The organism is Oryzisolibacter propanilivorax, from assembly GCF_900103645.1.
GTDB lineage: Bacteria > Pseudomonadota > Gammaproteobacteria > Burkholderiales > Burkholderiaceae_C > Melaminivora > Melaminivora propanilivorax.
The window spans coordinates 110050-125754 of record NZ_FNHP01000011.1; the positions used below are offsets into that span (position 1 = coordinate 110050).

A 15705-nucleotide genomic window follows, 5' to 3' on the forward strand; every position below is an offset into this window, starting at 1 on the left:
ATTGCGCTGCGCCCTTGCTATGACGTAGGAGATGTTGCGAAAGCGCCACCGCCGTCCCAAGGGGCGAATGATAGCGACACTTGCGCGCCCTGCACCGCGCCGTCCTGCTGCCGGTTGCTCAGCTCGATGCGTGCGCCGTGCTCATCGGCGATTTTCTTGACCACCGCCAAACCCAGACCGGTGCCGCGCGACTTGGTCGTCACGTAAGGCTCGAAGGCGCGCTGCAGGATGTGCGGCGCGAAGCCCGGACCGTGATCGGACACCGTCAGACGCACGCGCCGAGTCTGCTCGTTCCAGCGCGTGGCGATGGTGACTGCTGTGACCTCGTGGGCTTGACCGGCCTCCTGCGCCGCATGCAACGTAGCGTCCTGCGCGTTCTGCAGCAGGTTGTGCACCACCTGGCGCAGCTGCTGCGCATCGCCGGCCACCGGCGGGCACTGCGGGTCCAGCTGCGCCTGCACCGGCGAGCGCGCGTTCTCCACGCCGTACAGGTGCAGGATGTCCAGCACCAGCGCGTTCAGGTCCAGTGGCTGCAGCCGCGCCGCGGGCAGGCGCGCGTAATCGCGGAACTCGTTGACCAGGCGCTTCATGGCATCCACCTGCTCGACGATGGTACGCACCGACTTGGCCAGCAGCGCCTGCTCCGCCTCGGGTAGCCTGGCGGTGAGCTTCATCTCCAGGCGCTCGGCCGACAGCTGGATTGGCGTGAGCGGGTTCTTGATCTCGTGCGCCAGGCGCCGCGCCACCTCGCCCCAGGCCTTGGCACGCTGCGCCGACACCAGTTCGGAAATGTCGTCGAACACCAGCAGCCGGCTGCGGTCGGGCAGCTCGGCGCCGCGCATCACCAAACTGGTGGCCTGCTGGTCGGGGCCTTCGCCCGAGGCGTGCAGCTCGAAGGCATGCTGCCAGTGATCCGGGCCATGCTGCTCACTGCGGTCCTGCGCGAACGCGGCGAACTGCTGCTGCACCGTGGCGCCGAAGTCCTCCAGCCCCTCGGCCTCGGACAGCAGTCGCCCCTCCCAAGCCGCCAGCGGGGCGCGCAGGATGCGCGTGGCGCCGGGGTTGCTGGACTGCACGCGGCCGTCCTCGTCCAGCACAATCACCCCGGCGGTCAGGTTGTCCAGGATGGTCTGCAGGTTGCCGCGCGCGGCGTCCAGCTCGGCCAGGCTGCGCTGTGCGGCGCGGCGCGCATCGGCCAGCTGCTGCGTCATGAGGGCGAAGTCGCGCGTCAGCCCGCCCAGCTCGTCCTGGCCCTGCAGCGCGGCCTTGGGCGCCAGGTTGCCGGCGGCCACCTCGCGCACGCCGTCGGCCAGTACCAGCAGTGGCCGCACCAGTTGGTTGCCCAGCACACCCGCCAGCAGTACCGCACCGAACACCGCCAGGAAAAGGCTCAGCGTCAGCGTGCCGATGTACATGCGGCGCAGCCCGGCACGCGCCAGGGCACGTTCCTGGTATTCACGGTTGGCCTCCTGCACGGCGATGGCATTGGCCACCAGCACTGGCGGCAGCGCGATCGTGGCCTGCACGAAGCGCGCGTCGGTCAGCAGACCCAGGCCCGGGTTGGCCGCCAGCACCAGCAGGCGCACGCGTGTGTTGTCGGGCGCGGCCGGATCGGTGAGGTCGTCCAGCCCCTCGATCTGGTAGACCAGCTGGCCCTGGCGCGCCATGCGGAAATCCTGCGTCGAGGGCCGTTCCGGGCTGAGCGTATAGCGCGACTGCCCGGCGCTGGCCACCGGCTGGCCGGCGGCGTTCCACAGCACCACGTCGGTGGCGCCCAGCTGGTCGCGCATGCGCTCGAGCACCAGCCCGGCGGCAGCATCGGGAGTCTGGCCCAACTGGGTGCTGGCGGTGCGCGTCTTATTCACCAGGTCGGCGGCCATGGTGTCGAGCGTGACGCGGCCCAAGCTCACGCCGGCGCTCAGGGCGCCCTCGACCTTCACGTCAAACCAGCTCTCGATCGAGCGCGAGACGAACTGGTAGGACACCACATAGATCAGCAGCCCCGGCACCACCCCCACCAGGCCGAAGATGGCCGCCAGCTTGATCAGCAGGCGCGCGCCGAAGCGGCCGCGGCGCAGCTGCAGTGCCAGCCGCCACGCGCCCCAGGCCAGCGCCGCCAGCAGCATGCCGGCCACGAAGATGTTGGTGGCGACCAGCCACGCGAAATGGCGCTCGTACAGCACGCGGTTGTTGGTGGCCTGGGTCAGCAGGAACAGCAGCACCAGACCGATGGCGCACATCAGGCCGGCGCCCAGCCCCAGTGCCCAGCGCACGGCGCGCGTACGCGTGGCGGCGCGCCGCGCCGAGCCCGCCGGGCGTGCGCCGGACTCGGTCACCGGTTGGCCTCCGCGGGCAACTCGATGCTGCGCGTCAGCGCTACCCCCCAGCTGGAGCGCCCGACGGCGCCGAACTGCAGCGGGCGCGGCATCTGTGAGGTGTCCAGGCGGAACTGGAAACTGACCTGATAGTCCACGCCGGCGCGCAGTGCATGGGCGTCGGCGATCTTCCAGCGCGCGATGCGCTGCAGCGCCGACAGCGCTTCTTCCAGGTCATCGAAGGTCTGGCCGAGCGAGGCATTGCCAAGGCTGTCATCGCGCTCGCCGGTCACCTGCACCAGACGCCAGCGGCGCGTCAGCGGCTGGTAGCTCAGGCGCAGGTAGCGCACGGCATGGGCCACGGTCTTGTCGCTCCAGTACCAGCGCGGACGCTCGACCTTCGCCTCGGCGACGAAATGCAGCGCAATGCCCTGGTACAGCGCGTTCTCCAGCAACTGCGGCAGCTCCATGCTCCAGGTGGTGCTGAGCAGCACCCCGCCCTCGGTGCCCTCGACCACGAACTCCGTGACCTCGCCCCGCTGCTGCGCCGCCACTCGCTCGCTGGCCAACGCCGGAGCCAGCGCCACCGCTACCGCGCCGCGCAGCAGCTGGCGGCGCTGTGCGGCCTGGGGAGGCAGAGACAAGGCAGGTGCGGAACTTTCGGGTACGGCTGTCACGGCCCGTATTCTCCTGGACCGGGCGGGTCGCGACCGGGTCACGGCGGCAAAACCTGCTTGACCGGTCCTGCGGCGTGGGCCTGTCTGCAACACCGCACGAAAAAAATCCCGGCGTGCCGCCAGGCAGGCCGGGATGGGTGGGCCGGGCTGCCCGCGCCGGGCGCGGGCAGCTGTCAGCCAGGCTACGCTGGTTGCAGCGTTACTCGGCGGCGCCGGCCTCGCCCTCGGCGTGCTCGGCATCACCACGGCCAGCCTCGGCCAGTTCGGCGGCTTCGGCTTCGGCGATGGCGCGGCGCTCGGCCTCGTCCATGGCGTCCTTGGCCTTGCGCGCCTGGTGGTAGGCCAGGCCAGTACCCGCCGGGATCAGGCGGCCGACGATGACGTTCTCCTTCAGGCCGCGCAACTCGTCGCGCTTGCCCATGATGGCCGCCTCGGTCAGCACGCGCGTGGTCTCCTGGAAGGACGCGGCGGAGATGAACGAATCGGTGGACAGCGACGCCTTGGTGATGCCCAGCAGCACGTTGGTGTAGGTCGCCGGAATCTTGTCCTGGCTCTGCAGCGCCTCGTTGGTGTTGAGGATCTCCGAGCGCTCGACCTGCTCGCCAGCGATGTAGTTCGACTCGCCCGGGTTCTCGACCACCACGCGGCGCAGCATCTGGCGCACGATGACCTCGATGTGCTTGTCGTTGATCTTCACGCCCTGCAGACGGTAGACGTCCTGCACCTCGTCGACGATGTAGCGCGACAGCTCCTCGATGCCCAGCAGGCGCAGGATGTCCTGCGGATCGGCCGGGCCGTCGACGACCAGCTCGCCCTTGTTGACCACCTGGCCCTCGTGCACCAGCACGTTCTTTTCCTTCGGCACCAGCTCGTCCCAGACCTTGCCGTCCGGATCGGTGATCTGCAGGCGCACTTTGCCCTTGGTCTCCTTGCCGAACGAGATCGTGCCGGTCATCTCGGCCAGCATGCCCTTGTCCTTCGGGCTGCGCGCCTCGAACAGCTCGGCCACGCGCGGCAGACCGCCGGTGATGTCACGGGTCTTCTGGCCTTCCATCGGGATGCGCGCCAGCACCTCGCCGGGGCCCACGTCCTGGCCGTCGCGCACCTGGATCAGCGCGCCGATCTGGAAACCGATGGCCACCGCGTGGTCGGTGCCGGGGATCTTGACTTCCTTGCCATCGGCGTCGATCAGCTTGACCAGCGGGCGCACCACCTTGGCCGAGCCGCGGCGCTTGGGGTCGATGACCACCAGCGTGGACAGGCCGGTGACCTCGTCCACCTGCTTGGCCACGGTGAGGCCTTCCTCGACGTTCTCGAACTTCACCTGACCGGCGAACTCCGTGATGATCGGGCGCGTCAGCGGGTCCCAGTTCGCCAGGATGGTGCCGGCCTTGACCTGCTGGTCGGGCTGCACGGTGAGCGTGGCGCCGTACGGCACCTTGTGGCGCTCGCGCTCGCGGCCGTGCTCGTCATGGATGATGATCTCGCCGGAGCGGGCGATCACCACCAGTTCGCCGCGGGTGTTGGTCACGTAGCGCATCGTGGCGTTGAAGCCGATGATGCCGTTGGACTTGGCTTCGACGCTGGAAGCCACGGCTGCACGCGACGCCGCACCACCGATGTGGAAGGTGCGCATGGTCAGCTGCGTGCCGGGCTCGCCGATGGACTGGGCGGCGATCACGCCCACGGCTTCGCCGAGGTTGATCAGGCCGCCGCGGCCCAGGTCGCGGCCGTAGCAGTGCGCGCACAGGCCGTAGCGTGTCTCGCAGGTCAGCGCGGTGCGCACCTTGACCTCGTCCACGCCGGCGGCTTCCAGCATGTCGATGACGGTCTCGTTGAGCAGCGTGGCCGGCGGCACCAGCACTTCGCGCGTCTCGGGGTGCAGCACCTCCTCGGCCGTCACGCGGCCCAGGATGCGGTCGCGCAGCGACTCGATGACCTCGCCACCCTCGACGATGGCGCGCATCAGCGAGCCATTGGTCGTGCCGCAATCGTCCTCGTTCACCACCAGGTCCTGCGTCACGTCCACCAATCGGCGCGTCAGGTAGCCGGAGTTGGCGGTCTTCAGCGCCGTATCCGCCAGGCCCTTGCGCGCGCCGTGCGTGGAGATGAAGTACTGCAGCACGTTCAGGCCTTCACGGAAGTTGGCCGTGATGGGCGTCTCGATGATCGAGCCGTCGGGCTTGGCCATCAGGCCGCGCATGCCGGCCAGCTGGCGGATCTGCGCGGCAGAGCCGCGCGCGCCCGAGTCGGCCATCATGTAGATCGAGTTGAACGACTCCTGCTCGACTTCCTTGCCGTGGCGGTCGATGGTCTTTTCCTTGGCCAGCTGGGCCATCATGACCTTGGAGACTTCGTCGCCGGCCTTGCCCCAGATGTCCACCACCTTGTTGTAGCGCTCACCGGCCGTAACCAGGCCGGAGACGTACTGCTGCTCGATCTCCTTCACTTCGCCCTCGGCGCGCGCCAGGATGTCCACCTTCTGCGGCGGCACCAGCATGTCGTCGATGGCGATCGAGATGCCGGCGTGCGTCGCCAGGCGGAAGCCGTTTTGCAGCAGTTTGTCGGCGAACACCACCGTCTCCTTCAGGCCGCACTGGCGGAAGGAGGCGTTGATGAGCTTGGAGATCTCTTTTTTCTTCAGCGCCTTGTTCAGGTTGGAGAACGCCAGACCCTTGGGCAGGATCTCGGACAACAGCGCGCGGCCGACGGTGGTTTCCGTCAGCTTCGGCGCCGACTGCCATTCACCGCTGTCGGCGTTGCGGCTCCACTCCTTCAGGCGCACGCTGATCTTGGTGGCCAGCTCGACCTCGCCGGCGTCCAGCGCGCGCTGCACCTCGGCCAGGTCGGTGAAGACCATGCCTTCGCCCTTGCCGTTGATCTTCTCGCGGGTGGCGTGGTACAGGCCCAGCACCACGTCCTGCGACGGCACGATGGACGGCTCGCCCGAGGCCGGGAACAGCACGTTGTTGGAGGCCAGCATCAGCGTGCGTGCCTCCAGCTGCGCCTCGACGGACAGCGGCACGTGCACGGCCATCTGGTCGCCGTCGAAGTCGGCGTTGAACGCGGCGCAGACCAGCGGGTGCAGCTGGATCGCCTTGCCCTCGATAAGGATCGGCTCGAACGCCTGGATCCCCAGGCGGTGCAGCGTCGGCGCGCGGTTCAGCATCACCGGGTGCTCGCGGATGACCTCTTCCAGGATGTCCCAGACCACCGGCGTGCCGGCTTCGACTTCCTTTTTGGCGGCCTTGATGGTGGTGGCGATGCCCATCGCCTCCAGGCGCGAGAAGATGAACGGCTTGAACAGCTCCAGCGCCATCAGCTTGGGCAGGCCGCACTGGTGCAGCTTGAGCGTCGGGCCCACGGTGATGACCGAGCGGCCCGAGTAGTCGACCCGCTTGCCCAGCAGGTTCTGGCGGAAGCGGCCGCCCTTGCCCTTGATCATGTCGGCCAGCGACTTCAGGGCGCGCTTGTTGGCGCCCGTCATGGCCTTGCCACGGCGGCCGTTGTCCAGCAGGCTGTCCACGGCCTCCTGCAGCATGCGCTTTTCGTTGCGCGCGATGATCTCCGGGGCCTTCAGCTCCAGCAGGCGCTTCAGGCGCGAGTTGCGGTTGATGACGCGGCGATACAGGTCGTTCAGGTCGGACGTGGCGAAGCGCCCGCCGTCCAGCGGCACCAGCGGACGCAGGTCGGGCGGCAGCACCGGCAGCACGTCCAGGATCATCCACTCGGGCTTGATGCCGGACTTGCGGAAGGCTTCGAGCACCTTCAGGCGCTTGGCGTTCTTCTTGACCTTGACTTCGGAGCCCGTGAGGTCGCCGCGCAGGCGTTCGATCTCGATCTCCAGGTCGATGCCTTCCAGCAGCTCCTTGATGCCCTCGGCGCCCATGCGCGCGGTGAACTCGTCACCGTGCTCGACGCGCTGCTTGTCGTATTCGTCCTCGCTCATGATCGAGAACTTCTTCAGCGGCGTCATGCCCGGGTCGGTGACCACGTAGGCCTCGAAGTACAGCACGCGCTCGATGTCGCGCAGCGTCATGTCCAGCACCAGGCCCAGGCGCGAGGGCAGCGACTTCAGGAACCAGATGTGCGCGCACGGCGCGGCCAGGTCGATGTGGCCCATGCGCTCGCGGCGCACCTTGGTCTGGGTGACTTCGACGCCGCACTTCTCGCAGATCACGCCGCGGTGCTTCAGGCGCTTGTACTTGCCGCACAGGCACTCGTAGTCCTTGATGGGCCCGAAGATCTTGGCGCAGAACAGGCCATCGCGCTCGGGCTTGAAGGTGCGGTAGTTGATGGTCTCGGGCTTCTTCACCTCGCCGAAGGACCAGGAACGGATCTTCTCGGGCGAGGCCATGCCGATCTTGATGGCATCGAAATGCTCATCCGGCGTGAATTGCTTGAACAGGTCGAGTAGCGATTTCATGTGACTCTTTCCCTTGTCTTCAAAATTCCTAGCTGGAAGCCCTGGATCTGTATGGGTTTGCGGGTCAAATCACCCGCAATCCATTTGTTTACCAGGGCATGCAGCTCACTTTTCAGTAGCGCAGCCAGGGCCGCGCCTCAGGAGCGCTCCAGCTCGATGTCCAGGCCCAGCGAACGGATTTCCTTGACCAGCACGTTGAACGACTCGGGCATGCCGGCCTCGATCGAGTGCTCGCCCTTGACGATGTTCTCGTAGACCTTGGTGCGGCCCTGCACGTCGTCGGACTTCACCGTCAGCATCTCCTGCAGCACGTAGGCGGCGCCGTAGGCCTCCAGCGCCCACACTTCCATCTCGCCGAAGCGCTGGCCACCGAACTGCGCCTTGCCGCCCAGCGGCTGCTGCGTGACCAGCGAGTACGGACCCGTGGAGCGCGCGTGCATCTTGTCGTCCACCAGGTGGTGCAGCTTCAGGTAGTGCATGTAGCCGATGGTCGTCGGGCGCTCGAAGCGCTCGCCGGTGCGGCCGTCGTACAGATACGCCTGGGTGCGCGTCTCGGTCAGACCCTTGCGCTCCTTGATGTCCTCCGGGTAGGCCAGCTTGAGCATGTCCTTGATCTCGGCCTCCGAGGCGCCGTCGAACACCGGCGAGGCGAACGGCACGCCGGTCGTCAGCTCCTGCGCCATGGCCAGGATCTCGTTGTCGCCCAGCTGCTTGAGGTCCTCCTGGCGGCCGCGCGAGTTATAGATCTCCTCCAGGAACTTGCGCAGCTCGGCCACCTTGGCCTGACGCTGCAGCATGTCGCCGATGCGCTGGCCCAGGCCCTTGCCGGCCCAGCCCAGGTGCACTTCCAGCACCTGGCCGATGTTCATGCGCGAGGGCACGCCCAGCGGGTTCAGCACGATGTCGGCCGGCGTGCCATCTTCCATGTACGGCATGTCCTCAACCGGGACGATCTTGGAGACCACACCCTTGTTGCCGTGGCGGCCGGCCATCTTGTCGCCGGGCTGCAGGCGGCGCTTGACGGCCAGGTACACCTTGACCATCTTCAGCACGCCCGCAGGCAGCTCGTCGCCCTGGGTCAGCTTCTTGCGCTTTTCCTCGAACGCCAGGTCGAAGCTGTGGCGCGTCTGCTCCATGGCGTTCTTGGTGGATTCGAGCTGCGCGGCCACGGCCTCGTCTGCCGGGCGGATGTCGAACCAGTGGAACTTCTCCACGCCGGCCAAGTATTCCTTGTCGATGGTCGCTCCCTTGGCGAGCTTCTGCGGGCCGCCGTTGGCCTTCTTGCCCACCAGCAGCTTCTCGATACGGTCGAAGGCGTCGGCCTCAACGATGCGCAGCTGGTCGTTCAGGTCCAGGCGGAAGCGCTTCAGTTCATCGTCGATGATCTGCTGCGCGCGCTTGTCGCGCTGGATGCCTTCGCGGGTGAAGACCTGCACGTCGATCACCGTGCCCGAGCTGCCCTGGTCCACGCGCAGCGAGGTGTCCTTCACGTCGGAGGCCTTCTCGCCGAAGATCGCGCGCAGCAGTTTTTCTTCCGGCGTCAGCGTGGTCTCGCCCTTCGGCGTGACCTTGCCCACCAGCGTGTCGCCCGGCTGCACCTCGGCGCCGACGTAGATGATGCCGGACTCGTCCAGGCGGTTCAGCTGCTGTTCGGACAGGTTGGGGATGTCGCGGGTGATTTCCTCAGCGCCCAGTTTCGTGTCGCGCGCCATCACTACCAGCTCCTCGATGTGGATGCTGGTGTAGCGGTCCTCGGCCACCACGCGCTCGCTGATCAGGATCGAGTCCTCGAAGTTGTAGCCGTTCCACGGCATGAACGCGATCAGCATGTTCTGGCCGATGGCGATCTCGCCCAGGTCGGTCGAGGCACCGTCGGCGATCACGTCGCCCTTGGCCAGCACGTCGCCGCGCTTGACGATCGGGCGCTGGTGGATGTTGGTGTTCTGGTTGGAGCGCTGGTACTTGATCAGGTTGTAGATGTCCACGCCCACTTCGCCGGCCACGGCCTCTGCGTCGTGCACGCGCACCACGATACGGGTCGCATCCACATGGTCCACCACGCCGCCACGGCGCGCCGTGACCACAGTGCCCGAGTCCACCGCCGCCACGCGCTCGATGCCGGTGCCCACCATGGGCTTTTCCGGGCGCAGCACGGGCACGGCCTGGCGCGACATGTTGGCGCCCATCAGCGCGCGGTTGGCGTCGTCGTGCTCCAGGAAGGGCACCAGCGAAGCCGCCACCGAGACGATCTGCGCGGGCGACACGTCCATGTACTGCACGCGGTCGGCCGACACCAGGGTCGATTCGCCCTGCTCGCGCGCGCTCACCAGGTCGCCCGTCAGGCGGCCCTTGTCGTCCAGCGCGGCGTTGGCCTGGGCGATGATGTACTTGCCTTCCTCGATGGCCGATAGGTAGTCGATCTGGTCGGTCACCTGGCCATCCACCACGCGGCGGTACGGGGTCTCGATGAAGCCGTACTCGTTCAGGCGCGCGTACAGCGCCAGCGAGTTGATCAGGCCGATGTTCGGGCCTTCCGGCGTCTCGATCGGGCACACCCGGCCGTAGTGCGTGACGTGCACGTCGCGCACTTCGAAGCCGGCGCGCTCGCGCGTCAGGCCGCCCGGGCCGAGGGCCGAGACGCGGCGCTTGTGCGTGATCTCGGCCAGCGGGTTGGTCTGGTCCATGAACTGCGACAGCTGCGAGGCGCCAAAGAACTCCTTCAGCGCCGCGGAGATCGGCTTGGAGTTGATCAGGTCGTGCGGCATGAGCGGGTCCTGCTCGGCCTGGCCCAGACGCTCCTTCACGGCCTTCTCGATGCGCGCCAGGCCGGTGCGGTACTGGTTCTCGGCCAGCTCGCCGACGCAGCGCACGCGGCGGTTGCCCAGGTGGTCGATGTCGTCCACCTCGCCGCGGCCGTTGCGCAGGTCCACCAGGATCTTGACCACGGCCAGGATGTCGTCGTTGGACAGCACCATCGGACCGGTGGACTCGTCGCGGCCGATCTTGGCGTTGAACTTCATGCGGCCCACGCGCGACAGGTCGTACGTGTCCGGGTTGTAGAACAGGCGCTGGAACAGGGCCTGCACCGCGTCCTCGGTCGGCGGCTCGCCGGGGCGCATCATGCGGTAGATGGCCACGCGGGCGGCGAATTCGTCCACCGTCTCGTCGATGCGCAGCGTCTGCGAGATGTAGGCGCCCTGGTCCAGCTCGTTGGTGTAGAGCACCTGCAGGTCCTGCACGCCGGCCGAGCGCAGCTTCTTCAAGAGCGCCTCGGTCAGCTCCTCGTTGGCCTTGGCCAGGATCTCGCCGGTGTCGGGGTCGACGATGTTGCGCGCGACCACGCGGCCGATCAGGAAGTCTTCCGGCACGCTGACATGGGTGGTGCCGGACTGCTCAAGCTCGCGCGTGTGGCGCGCGGTGACGCGCTTGTCCTTGGCGACGACGACCTTGCCGTTCTTGTCGGTGATGTCGAAGCGTGCCACTTCGCCCTTGAGGCGGTCGGCGACGAATTCCATCTGCGCGCCGCTGTCCATCAGGCGGAAGTTGTCGTTGACGAAGAAGTTCGCCAGGATGGACTCGGGATTCAGGCCGATGGCCTTGAGCAAAATGGTGACCGGCATCTTGCGGCGGCGGTCCACGCGGAAGTACAGGATGTCCTTCGGGTCGAACTCGAAGTCCAGCCAGGAGCCGCGGTAGGGGATGATGCGCGCGGAAAACAGCAGCTTGCCCGAGCTGTGCGTCTTGCCCTTGTCGTGCTCGAAGAACACGCCGGGCGAGCGGTGCAGCTGGCTGACGATCACGCGCTCGGTGCCGTTAATGATGAACGAGCCCTTGTCGGTCATCAGGGGCACCTCGCCCATGTAGACCTCCTGCTCCTTGACTTCCTTGACGACCTTGGACTGCGACGTGGAGGACTCGCGGTCGTAGATGATCAGCTGCACGCGCGCGCGCACCGCCGAGGCGAAGGTCAGGCCGCGCGTCTGGCACTCGCGCACGTCAAACGCCGGGCGCGCCAGGTTGTACTCGACGAACTTCATCTCGACGAAGCCGTTGTGCGAGACGATGGGGAAAGCCGAGGTGAAGGCTGCCTGCAGACCTTCGGTCAGGCGTTTTTGCGGCGGCGTGTCGGCCTGCAGGAAGGCCGTGTAGGCATCGCGCTGCATCTGCAGCAGATAAGGAACGTTGAGCACGCTGTCGCGGGTGCCGAAGCTCTTGCGGATGCGCTTGCGTTCGGTGAAGCTGTAAGTGGATGCTTGGGCCATGAGATCTCCGGGCAAAGACATGTGGAGGGGGTCTTCGACGACTGCCCCGCAAGGCGGCCACCTTGCAGGCTTGGCGGGTTGGCCACTACCAACCATGGCGGACGGCGATGCATTGCACATCGCCCGAACCAAGGCGTCTTCTACTGTCGGCAGGGGTCAGAAGACACTAGCAAGCGGCCGGCACAGGCCGCTTGCTGGTGCGCTCTGGGGCCGGGGCCCCATAAGCACCAAAGGCTGGAGGCCTTTTGCGAAGACCTCCAGCCCAGGGCGCAAGCAATGCTTACTTGAGCTCGGCCTTGGCGCCAGCGTCCACCAGCTTCTTGACAGCGGCTTCGGCTTCTGCCTTGGGCAGGGCCTCCTTGACGTTCTTCGGAGCGCCGTCCACCAGGTCCTTGGCTTCCTTCAGGCCCAGGCCGGTGATTTCGCGCACGGCCTTGATGACGGACACCTTGTTGGCGCCGGCTTCGGTCAGCACGACGTTGAACTCGGTCTTCTCTTCAACAGCGGCAGCGCCGCCAGCAGCGCCGCCGGCAGCCGGAGCGGCCATGGCGGCAGCGCTCACGCCGAACTTCTCTTCGATGGCCTTGACCAGGTCGTTCAGCTCCAGCACGGTCATGCTGTCCAGGGCGGTCAGGAATGCGTCTTTATCGAATGCCATTTTGAATTTCCTCAACAATTGGTTGATTCAGTTGAATCGGTTTGGGATTGCGAACCGTCTGCACGCCCTCAGGCGGCGACAGCCTCGCCCTCGCCCTTCTTCGCCGCCAGCGCGCCGAGCACCACGGCGGTGCGCGACATGGGCGACATCAGCAAGCCACACAGCTGGGCCAGCAGCACTTCCTTTGAAGGGATGTTGGCCAGCTCTTTCACGCCGTTCACGTCCAGGGCCTTGCCCCCGAAAGCGCCGCCGCGAATCACCAGCTTGTCGTTGGTCTTCGCGAAATCGGCCACCACCTTGGCGGCGGCCACAGCGTCTTCGGAGAAGCCATAGATCAGCGGACCGGTCATCTGGTCGGCCACCACCTCAAACTGGCCACCGGCCACGGCGCGGCGTGCCAGGGTGTTCTTCAGAACACTCAGGGCAACACCTTGTCCGCGAGCGGCAACGCGCAGCTTGGTCAGGTCGGCCACCGTGATGCCACGGTATTCCGCGATCACGAGCGTTTGAGCTTTAGCGGCGAGGCTGGTCACTTCGTTGATGACCGCTTCTTTCTCACTGCGATTAAGACTCAAGGTCTACTCCTTCGTATGCGCGCTCGGGGAATGCTCCCGTCGCACGCGCTCTGGTTGCAGCGACCAACTGTTTCGGAATCTCTTGTACCAATTCCATCTGCAGCGGGATCGCCATCTACGCTGGCCCGGCTTCGATTAAGTGCCGCCATGATCGGCACGCCAGCGGTCTTGGATGGCCCGGCCGACGGCTATCGCCTGCGGCTGGCCCACCACCGGGGCGGCGGCCACCTGCGTGGCCGACGCGCCCCAAGATTTCTCGCAATTACGCCGAGATGGACTGGGTGTCCACGCGCACGCCCACGCCCATGGTGGACGAGATGGCGACCTTGCGCAGGTACAGGCCCTTGCTGGTGGCCGGCTTGGCCTTGTTCAGCGCCTCGATCAGCGCCGCCAGGTTGCCCTGCAGCTTGTCGTCGCCGAAAGAGCGACGGCCGATGGTCGAGTGGATGATGCCGGCCTTGTCGACGCGGAACTGCACCTGACCAGCCTTGGCGTTCTTCACCGCGGTGGCCACGTCAGGGGTCACGGTACCGACCTTGGGGTTGGGCATCAGGCCGCGCGGGCCCAGGATCTGGCCCAGCGTACCGACCACGCGCATGGCGTCGGGCGCGGCGATGACCACGTCAAACGGCATGTCGCCAGCCTTGACTTGGGCAGCCAGATCGTCCATGCCGACGATGTCGGCGCCAGCGGCCTTGGCCTCTTCAGCCTTGGCACCCTGGGCGAACACGGCCACGCGGGTCGTCTTGCCGGTACCGTTGGGCAGCACCACGGCGCCACGCACCACTTGGTCGGACTTCTTGGCATCCACGCCGAGCTGCACGGCCACGTCGATGGATTCATCGAACTTGGCGGTTGCGGCCTCCTTCACCAGCACCATGGCTTCGGCAAAGGGATACAGCTTGGTGGAGTCCACCTTGCCCTGCAGGGCTTTTTGCTTCTTGGTCAGCTTGGCCATGATTACAGACCCTCCACCGTCACGCCCATGGAACGGGCGGAGCCAGCCAGCGTACGCACGGCGGCGTCAACGTCGGCAGCGTTCATGTCCTTGAGCTTGGTCTTGGCGATTTCTTCCAACTGCTCGCGGGTGATCTTGCCGACCTTGGCGGTCAGCGCATTCGACGAACCCTTGTCCAGCTTGATGGCCTTCTTGATCAGCACGGTCGCCGGCGGCGTCTTGATGATGAAGGTGAAGCTCTTGTCCGCGAACGCCGTGATGACCACGGGCAGCGGCAGGCCCGGCTCGACACCCTGGGTCTGCGCGTTGAACGCCTTGCAGAACTCCATGATGTTCAGGCCGCGCTGACCCAGTGCCGGGCCAATCGGAGGGGACGGGTTGGCCTTACCAGCTGGCACTTGCAGCTTGATGAAGCCGACGATTTTCTTCGCCATGGTTGCTCCTTGCGGGTTGTGACGCCTTGCCTTGCAAAAAGGCCAGGCTCCCCGGGGTTGCGGGCTCTACTTGTGCATTGCGCCGAGCCACAAAGGGCGCATTGAAATTTCCGTGCAGCCGGGCACAGTGCCAAGCCTTGAGGCTCAAGTCTTCTCGACCTGGCCAAACTCCAGCTCGACAGGCGTCGAGCGGCCAAAGATCATCACAGAGACACGCAGGCGGCTCTTTTCGTAATTGACTTCTTCCACGGTGCCGTTGAAGTCGGTGAACGGGCCTTCCTTGACCCGTACCAGCTCGCCCACCATGAATTCGATCTTGTGCCGCGGCTTGTCCGTGCCCTCCTCCATCTGGCTGACGATCTTCTGGACTTCCTCTTCCGAGATCGGAGCCGGGCGGTTCTTGGCGCCGCCCACAAAGCCCGTGACCTTGCTGGTGTGCTTCACCAGGTGCCAGGTATCGTCGTCCATGGCCATTTCCACGAAGACGTAACCGGGGAACAGCCGCCGCTCGGTCGTCTTGCGCTGGCCGTTCTTCACCTCGACGACCTCTTCCGTCGGCACCAGGATGCGGCCGAACTTGGACTGCATGCCAGCGCGCGCAATGCGCTCCTGAATGTTGCGCTCCACCGCCTTTTCCATGCCGGAATAGGCATGCACGATGTACCAGCGCTTGTCATCCTGGACTGCAGAGTCCTGCCCGGCAGGTTGCATCCCACTCGGATCGATCGCTTCCACCATTACTTCCTCCAGCCCAGAATTAGGTCATACAACGCCCACTCCAGGGTCTTGTCCGTCAGCCAGAGAAACAGGGCCATCACGACAACGAAGGCAAAAACGTAGCCCGTCATCTGCAAGGTTTCCTTGCGCGTCGGCCACACCACCTTCTTGACCTCGCGCCAGGCGTCGCGGGAAAACCCCACCAGCTGCCGGCCATGCTCGGAAACCAGGAACATCGCCGCCGCGAGCATAAGGCCCAGCAGCAAGGCGCCCCACTGTACCAAGGGCCCCTGCTTGCCCAGCGCATAGAAGCCGGCAATGGCTGCCACGACAAAAGCCACTGCCGCGAACAGCTTGGCCTTGTCCGCAGGAGTGGTGACGGTTTCAACCGGAGAAGTGGCCATAACGAAATTCTTGCCTCATGCGCCTGACGCCATACAAGACGCCGAAGCCCGCCAGAATGTGGCGGGCTTGGGGATTACCACGTTATTTCGTGGCAGGGGCAGTAGGAATCGAACCTACAACCTTCGGTTTTGGAGACCGACGCTCTGCCAATTGAGCTATACCCCTTCGATTCCTCTATCGATCGATTACTCGATGATCTTGGCCACGACGCCGGCGCCGACGGTGCGGCCGCCCTCGCGGATGGCAAAGCGCAGGCCTTCTTCCATGGCGATGGGGGC

The 15705-nt window shown here is 66.0% G+C and carries 11 protein-coding genes and 1 tRNA gene; all 12 read right to left on the reverse strand.

All coding sequences use genetic code 11. The annotated features are described in order from the left end of the window. Positions 1-17 precede the first annotated feature (17 nt). Positions 18-2336, reverse strand: coding sequence for a sensor histidine kinase (locus BLQ61_RS15535; protein WP_091572348.1), 2319 nt, complete (start codon positions 2334-2336; stop codon positions 18-20). Continuing rightward, the gene (locus tag BLQ61_RS15540; RefSeq protein ID WP_245704099.1) at positions 2333-2959 is read right to left on the reverse strand and encodes a DUF4390 domain-containing protein; all 627 of its coding nucleotides are present in this window, start codon (positions 2957-2959) and stop codon (positions 2333-2335) included. Before BLQ61_RS15540 ends, BLQ61_RS15535 begins: the two co-directional genes overlap by 4 nt. Before the next feature lie 232 nt (positions 2960-3191). Further along, positions 3192-7418 (reverse strand): DNA-directed RNA polymerase subunit beta', encoded by a 4227-nt coding sequence (gene rpoC, locus BLQ61_RS15545; RefSeq protein ID WP_091572354.1) that lies wholly within the window; start codon positions 7416-7418, stop codon positions 3192-3194. 137 nt (positions 7419-7555) lie between these two features. Next, on the reverse strand, positions 7556-11680 hold the full coding sequence (gene rpoB / locus BLQ61_RS15550; RefSeq protein WP_091572356.1) for a DNA-directed RNA polymerase subunit beta: 4125 nt from the start codon (positions 11678-11680) through the stop codon (positions 7556-7558). Positions 11681-11960: 280 nt separating this feature from the next. Next, on the reverse strand, positions 11961-12338 hold the full coding sequence (rplL, locus tag BLQ61_RS15555; RefSeq protein WP_091572359.1) for a 50S ribosomal protein L7/L12: 378 nt from the start codon (positions 12336-12338) through the stop codon (positions 11961-11963). A gap of 68 nt (positions 12339-12406) precedes the next feature. Beyond that, positions 12407-12913, reverse strand: coding sequence for a 50S ribosomal protein L10 (rplJ, locus tag BLQ61_RS15560; RefSeq protein ID WP_091572361.1), 507 nt, complete (start codon positions 12911-12913; stop codon positions 12407-12409). A 262-nt stretch (positions 12914-13175) separates the two neighbouring features. Beyond that, positions 13176-13871 (reverse strand): 50S ribosomal protein L1, encoded by a 696-nt coding sequence (gene rplA / locus BLQ61_RS15565; RefSeq protein ID WP_091572364.1) that lies wholly within the window; start codon positions 13869-13871, stop codon positions 13176-13178. Positions 13872-13873: 2 nt separating this feature from the next. Continuing rightward, entirely contained in the window at positions 13874-14305 is a 432-nt protein-coding gene (gene rplK / locus BLQ61_RS15570; RefSeq protein ID WP_091572367.1) for a 50S ribosomal protein L11, read from the reverse strand. A gap of 144 nt (positions 14306-14449) precedes the next feature. Continuing rightward, complete coding sequence (nusG, locus tag BLQ61_RS15575) at positions 14450-15016, reverse strand: transcription termination/antitermination protein NusG (RefSeq protein ID WP_425415626.1); 567 nt, start codon at positions 15014-15016, stop codon at positions 14450-14452. A gap of 26 nt (positions 15017-15042) precedes the next feature. Then, the gene (gene secE, locus BLQ61_RS15580) at positions 15043-15426 is read right to left on the reverse strand and encodes a preprotein translocase subunit SecE (protein ID WP_091572374.1); all 384 of its coding nucleotides are present in this window, start codon (positions 15424-15426) and stop codon (positions 15043-15045) included. Positions 15427-15516: 90 nt separating this feature from the next. Continuing rightward, positions 15517-15592: transfer RNA gene (locus tag BLQ61_RS15585), tRNA-Trp, on the reverse strand. A gap of 20 nt (positions 15593-15612) precedes the next feature. After that, positions 15613-15705 (reverse strand): EF-Tu C-terminal domain-related protein (locus BLQ61_RS15590; RefSeq protein ID WP_072445389.1); only part of this gene is annotated, 93 nt, incomplete at its 5' end.

Excerpts from the sequence above, each read along its gene's own strand:
- rplK (WP_091572367.1), bottom strand. The coding sequence starts at position 14,305 with ATGGCGAAGAAAATCGTCGGCTTCATCAAGCTGCAAGTGCCAGCTGGT.
- rpoC (WP_091572354.1), bottom strand. The coding sequence starts at position 7,418 with ATGAAATCGCTACTCGACCTGTTCAAGCAATTCACGCCGGATGAGCAT.
- secE (WP_091572374.1), bottom strand. The coding sequence starts at position 15,426 with ATGGCCACTTCTCCGGTTGAAACCGTCACCACTCCTGCGGACAAGGCC.
- nusG (WP_425415626.1), bottom strand. The coding sequence starts at position 15,016 with ATGCAACCTGCCGGGCAGGACTCTGCAGTCCAGGATGACAAGCGCTGG.
- rplL (WP_091572359.1), bottom strand. The coding sequence starts at position 12,338 with ATGGCATTCGATAAAGACGCATTCCTGACCGCCCTGGACAGCATGACC.
- rplA (WP_091572364.1), bottom strand. The coding sequence starts at position 13,871 with ATGGCCAAGCTGACCAAGAAGCAAAAAGCCCTGCAGGGCAAGGTGGAC.
- rpoB (WP_091572356.1), bottom strand. The coding sequence starts at position 11,680 with ATGGCCCAAGCATCCACTTACAGCTTCACCGAACGCAAGCGCATCCGC.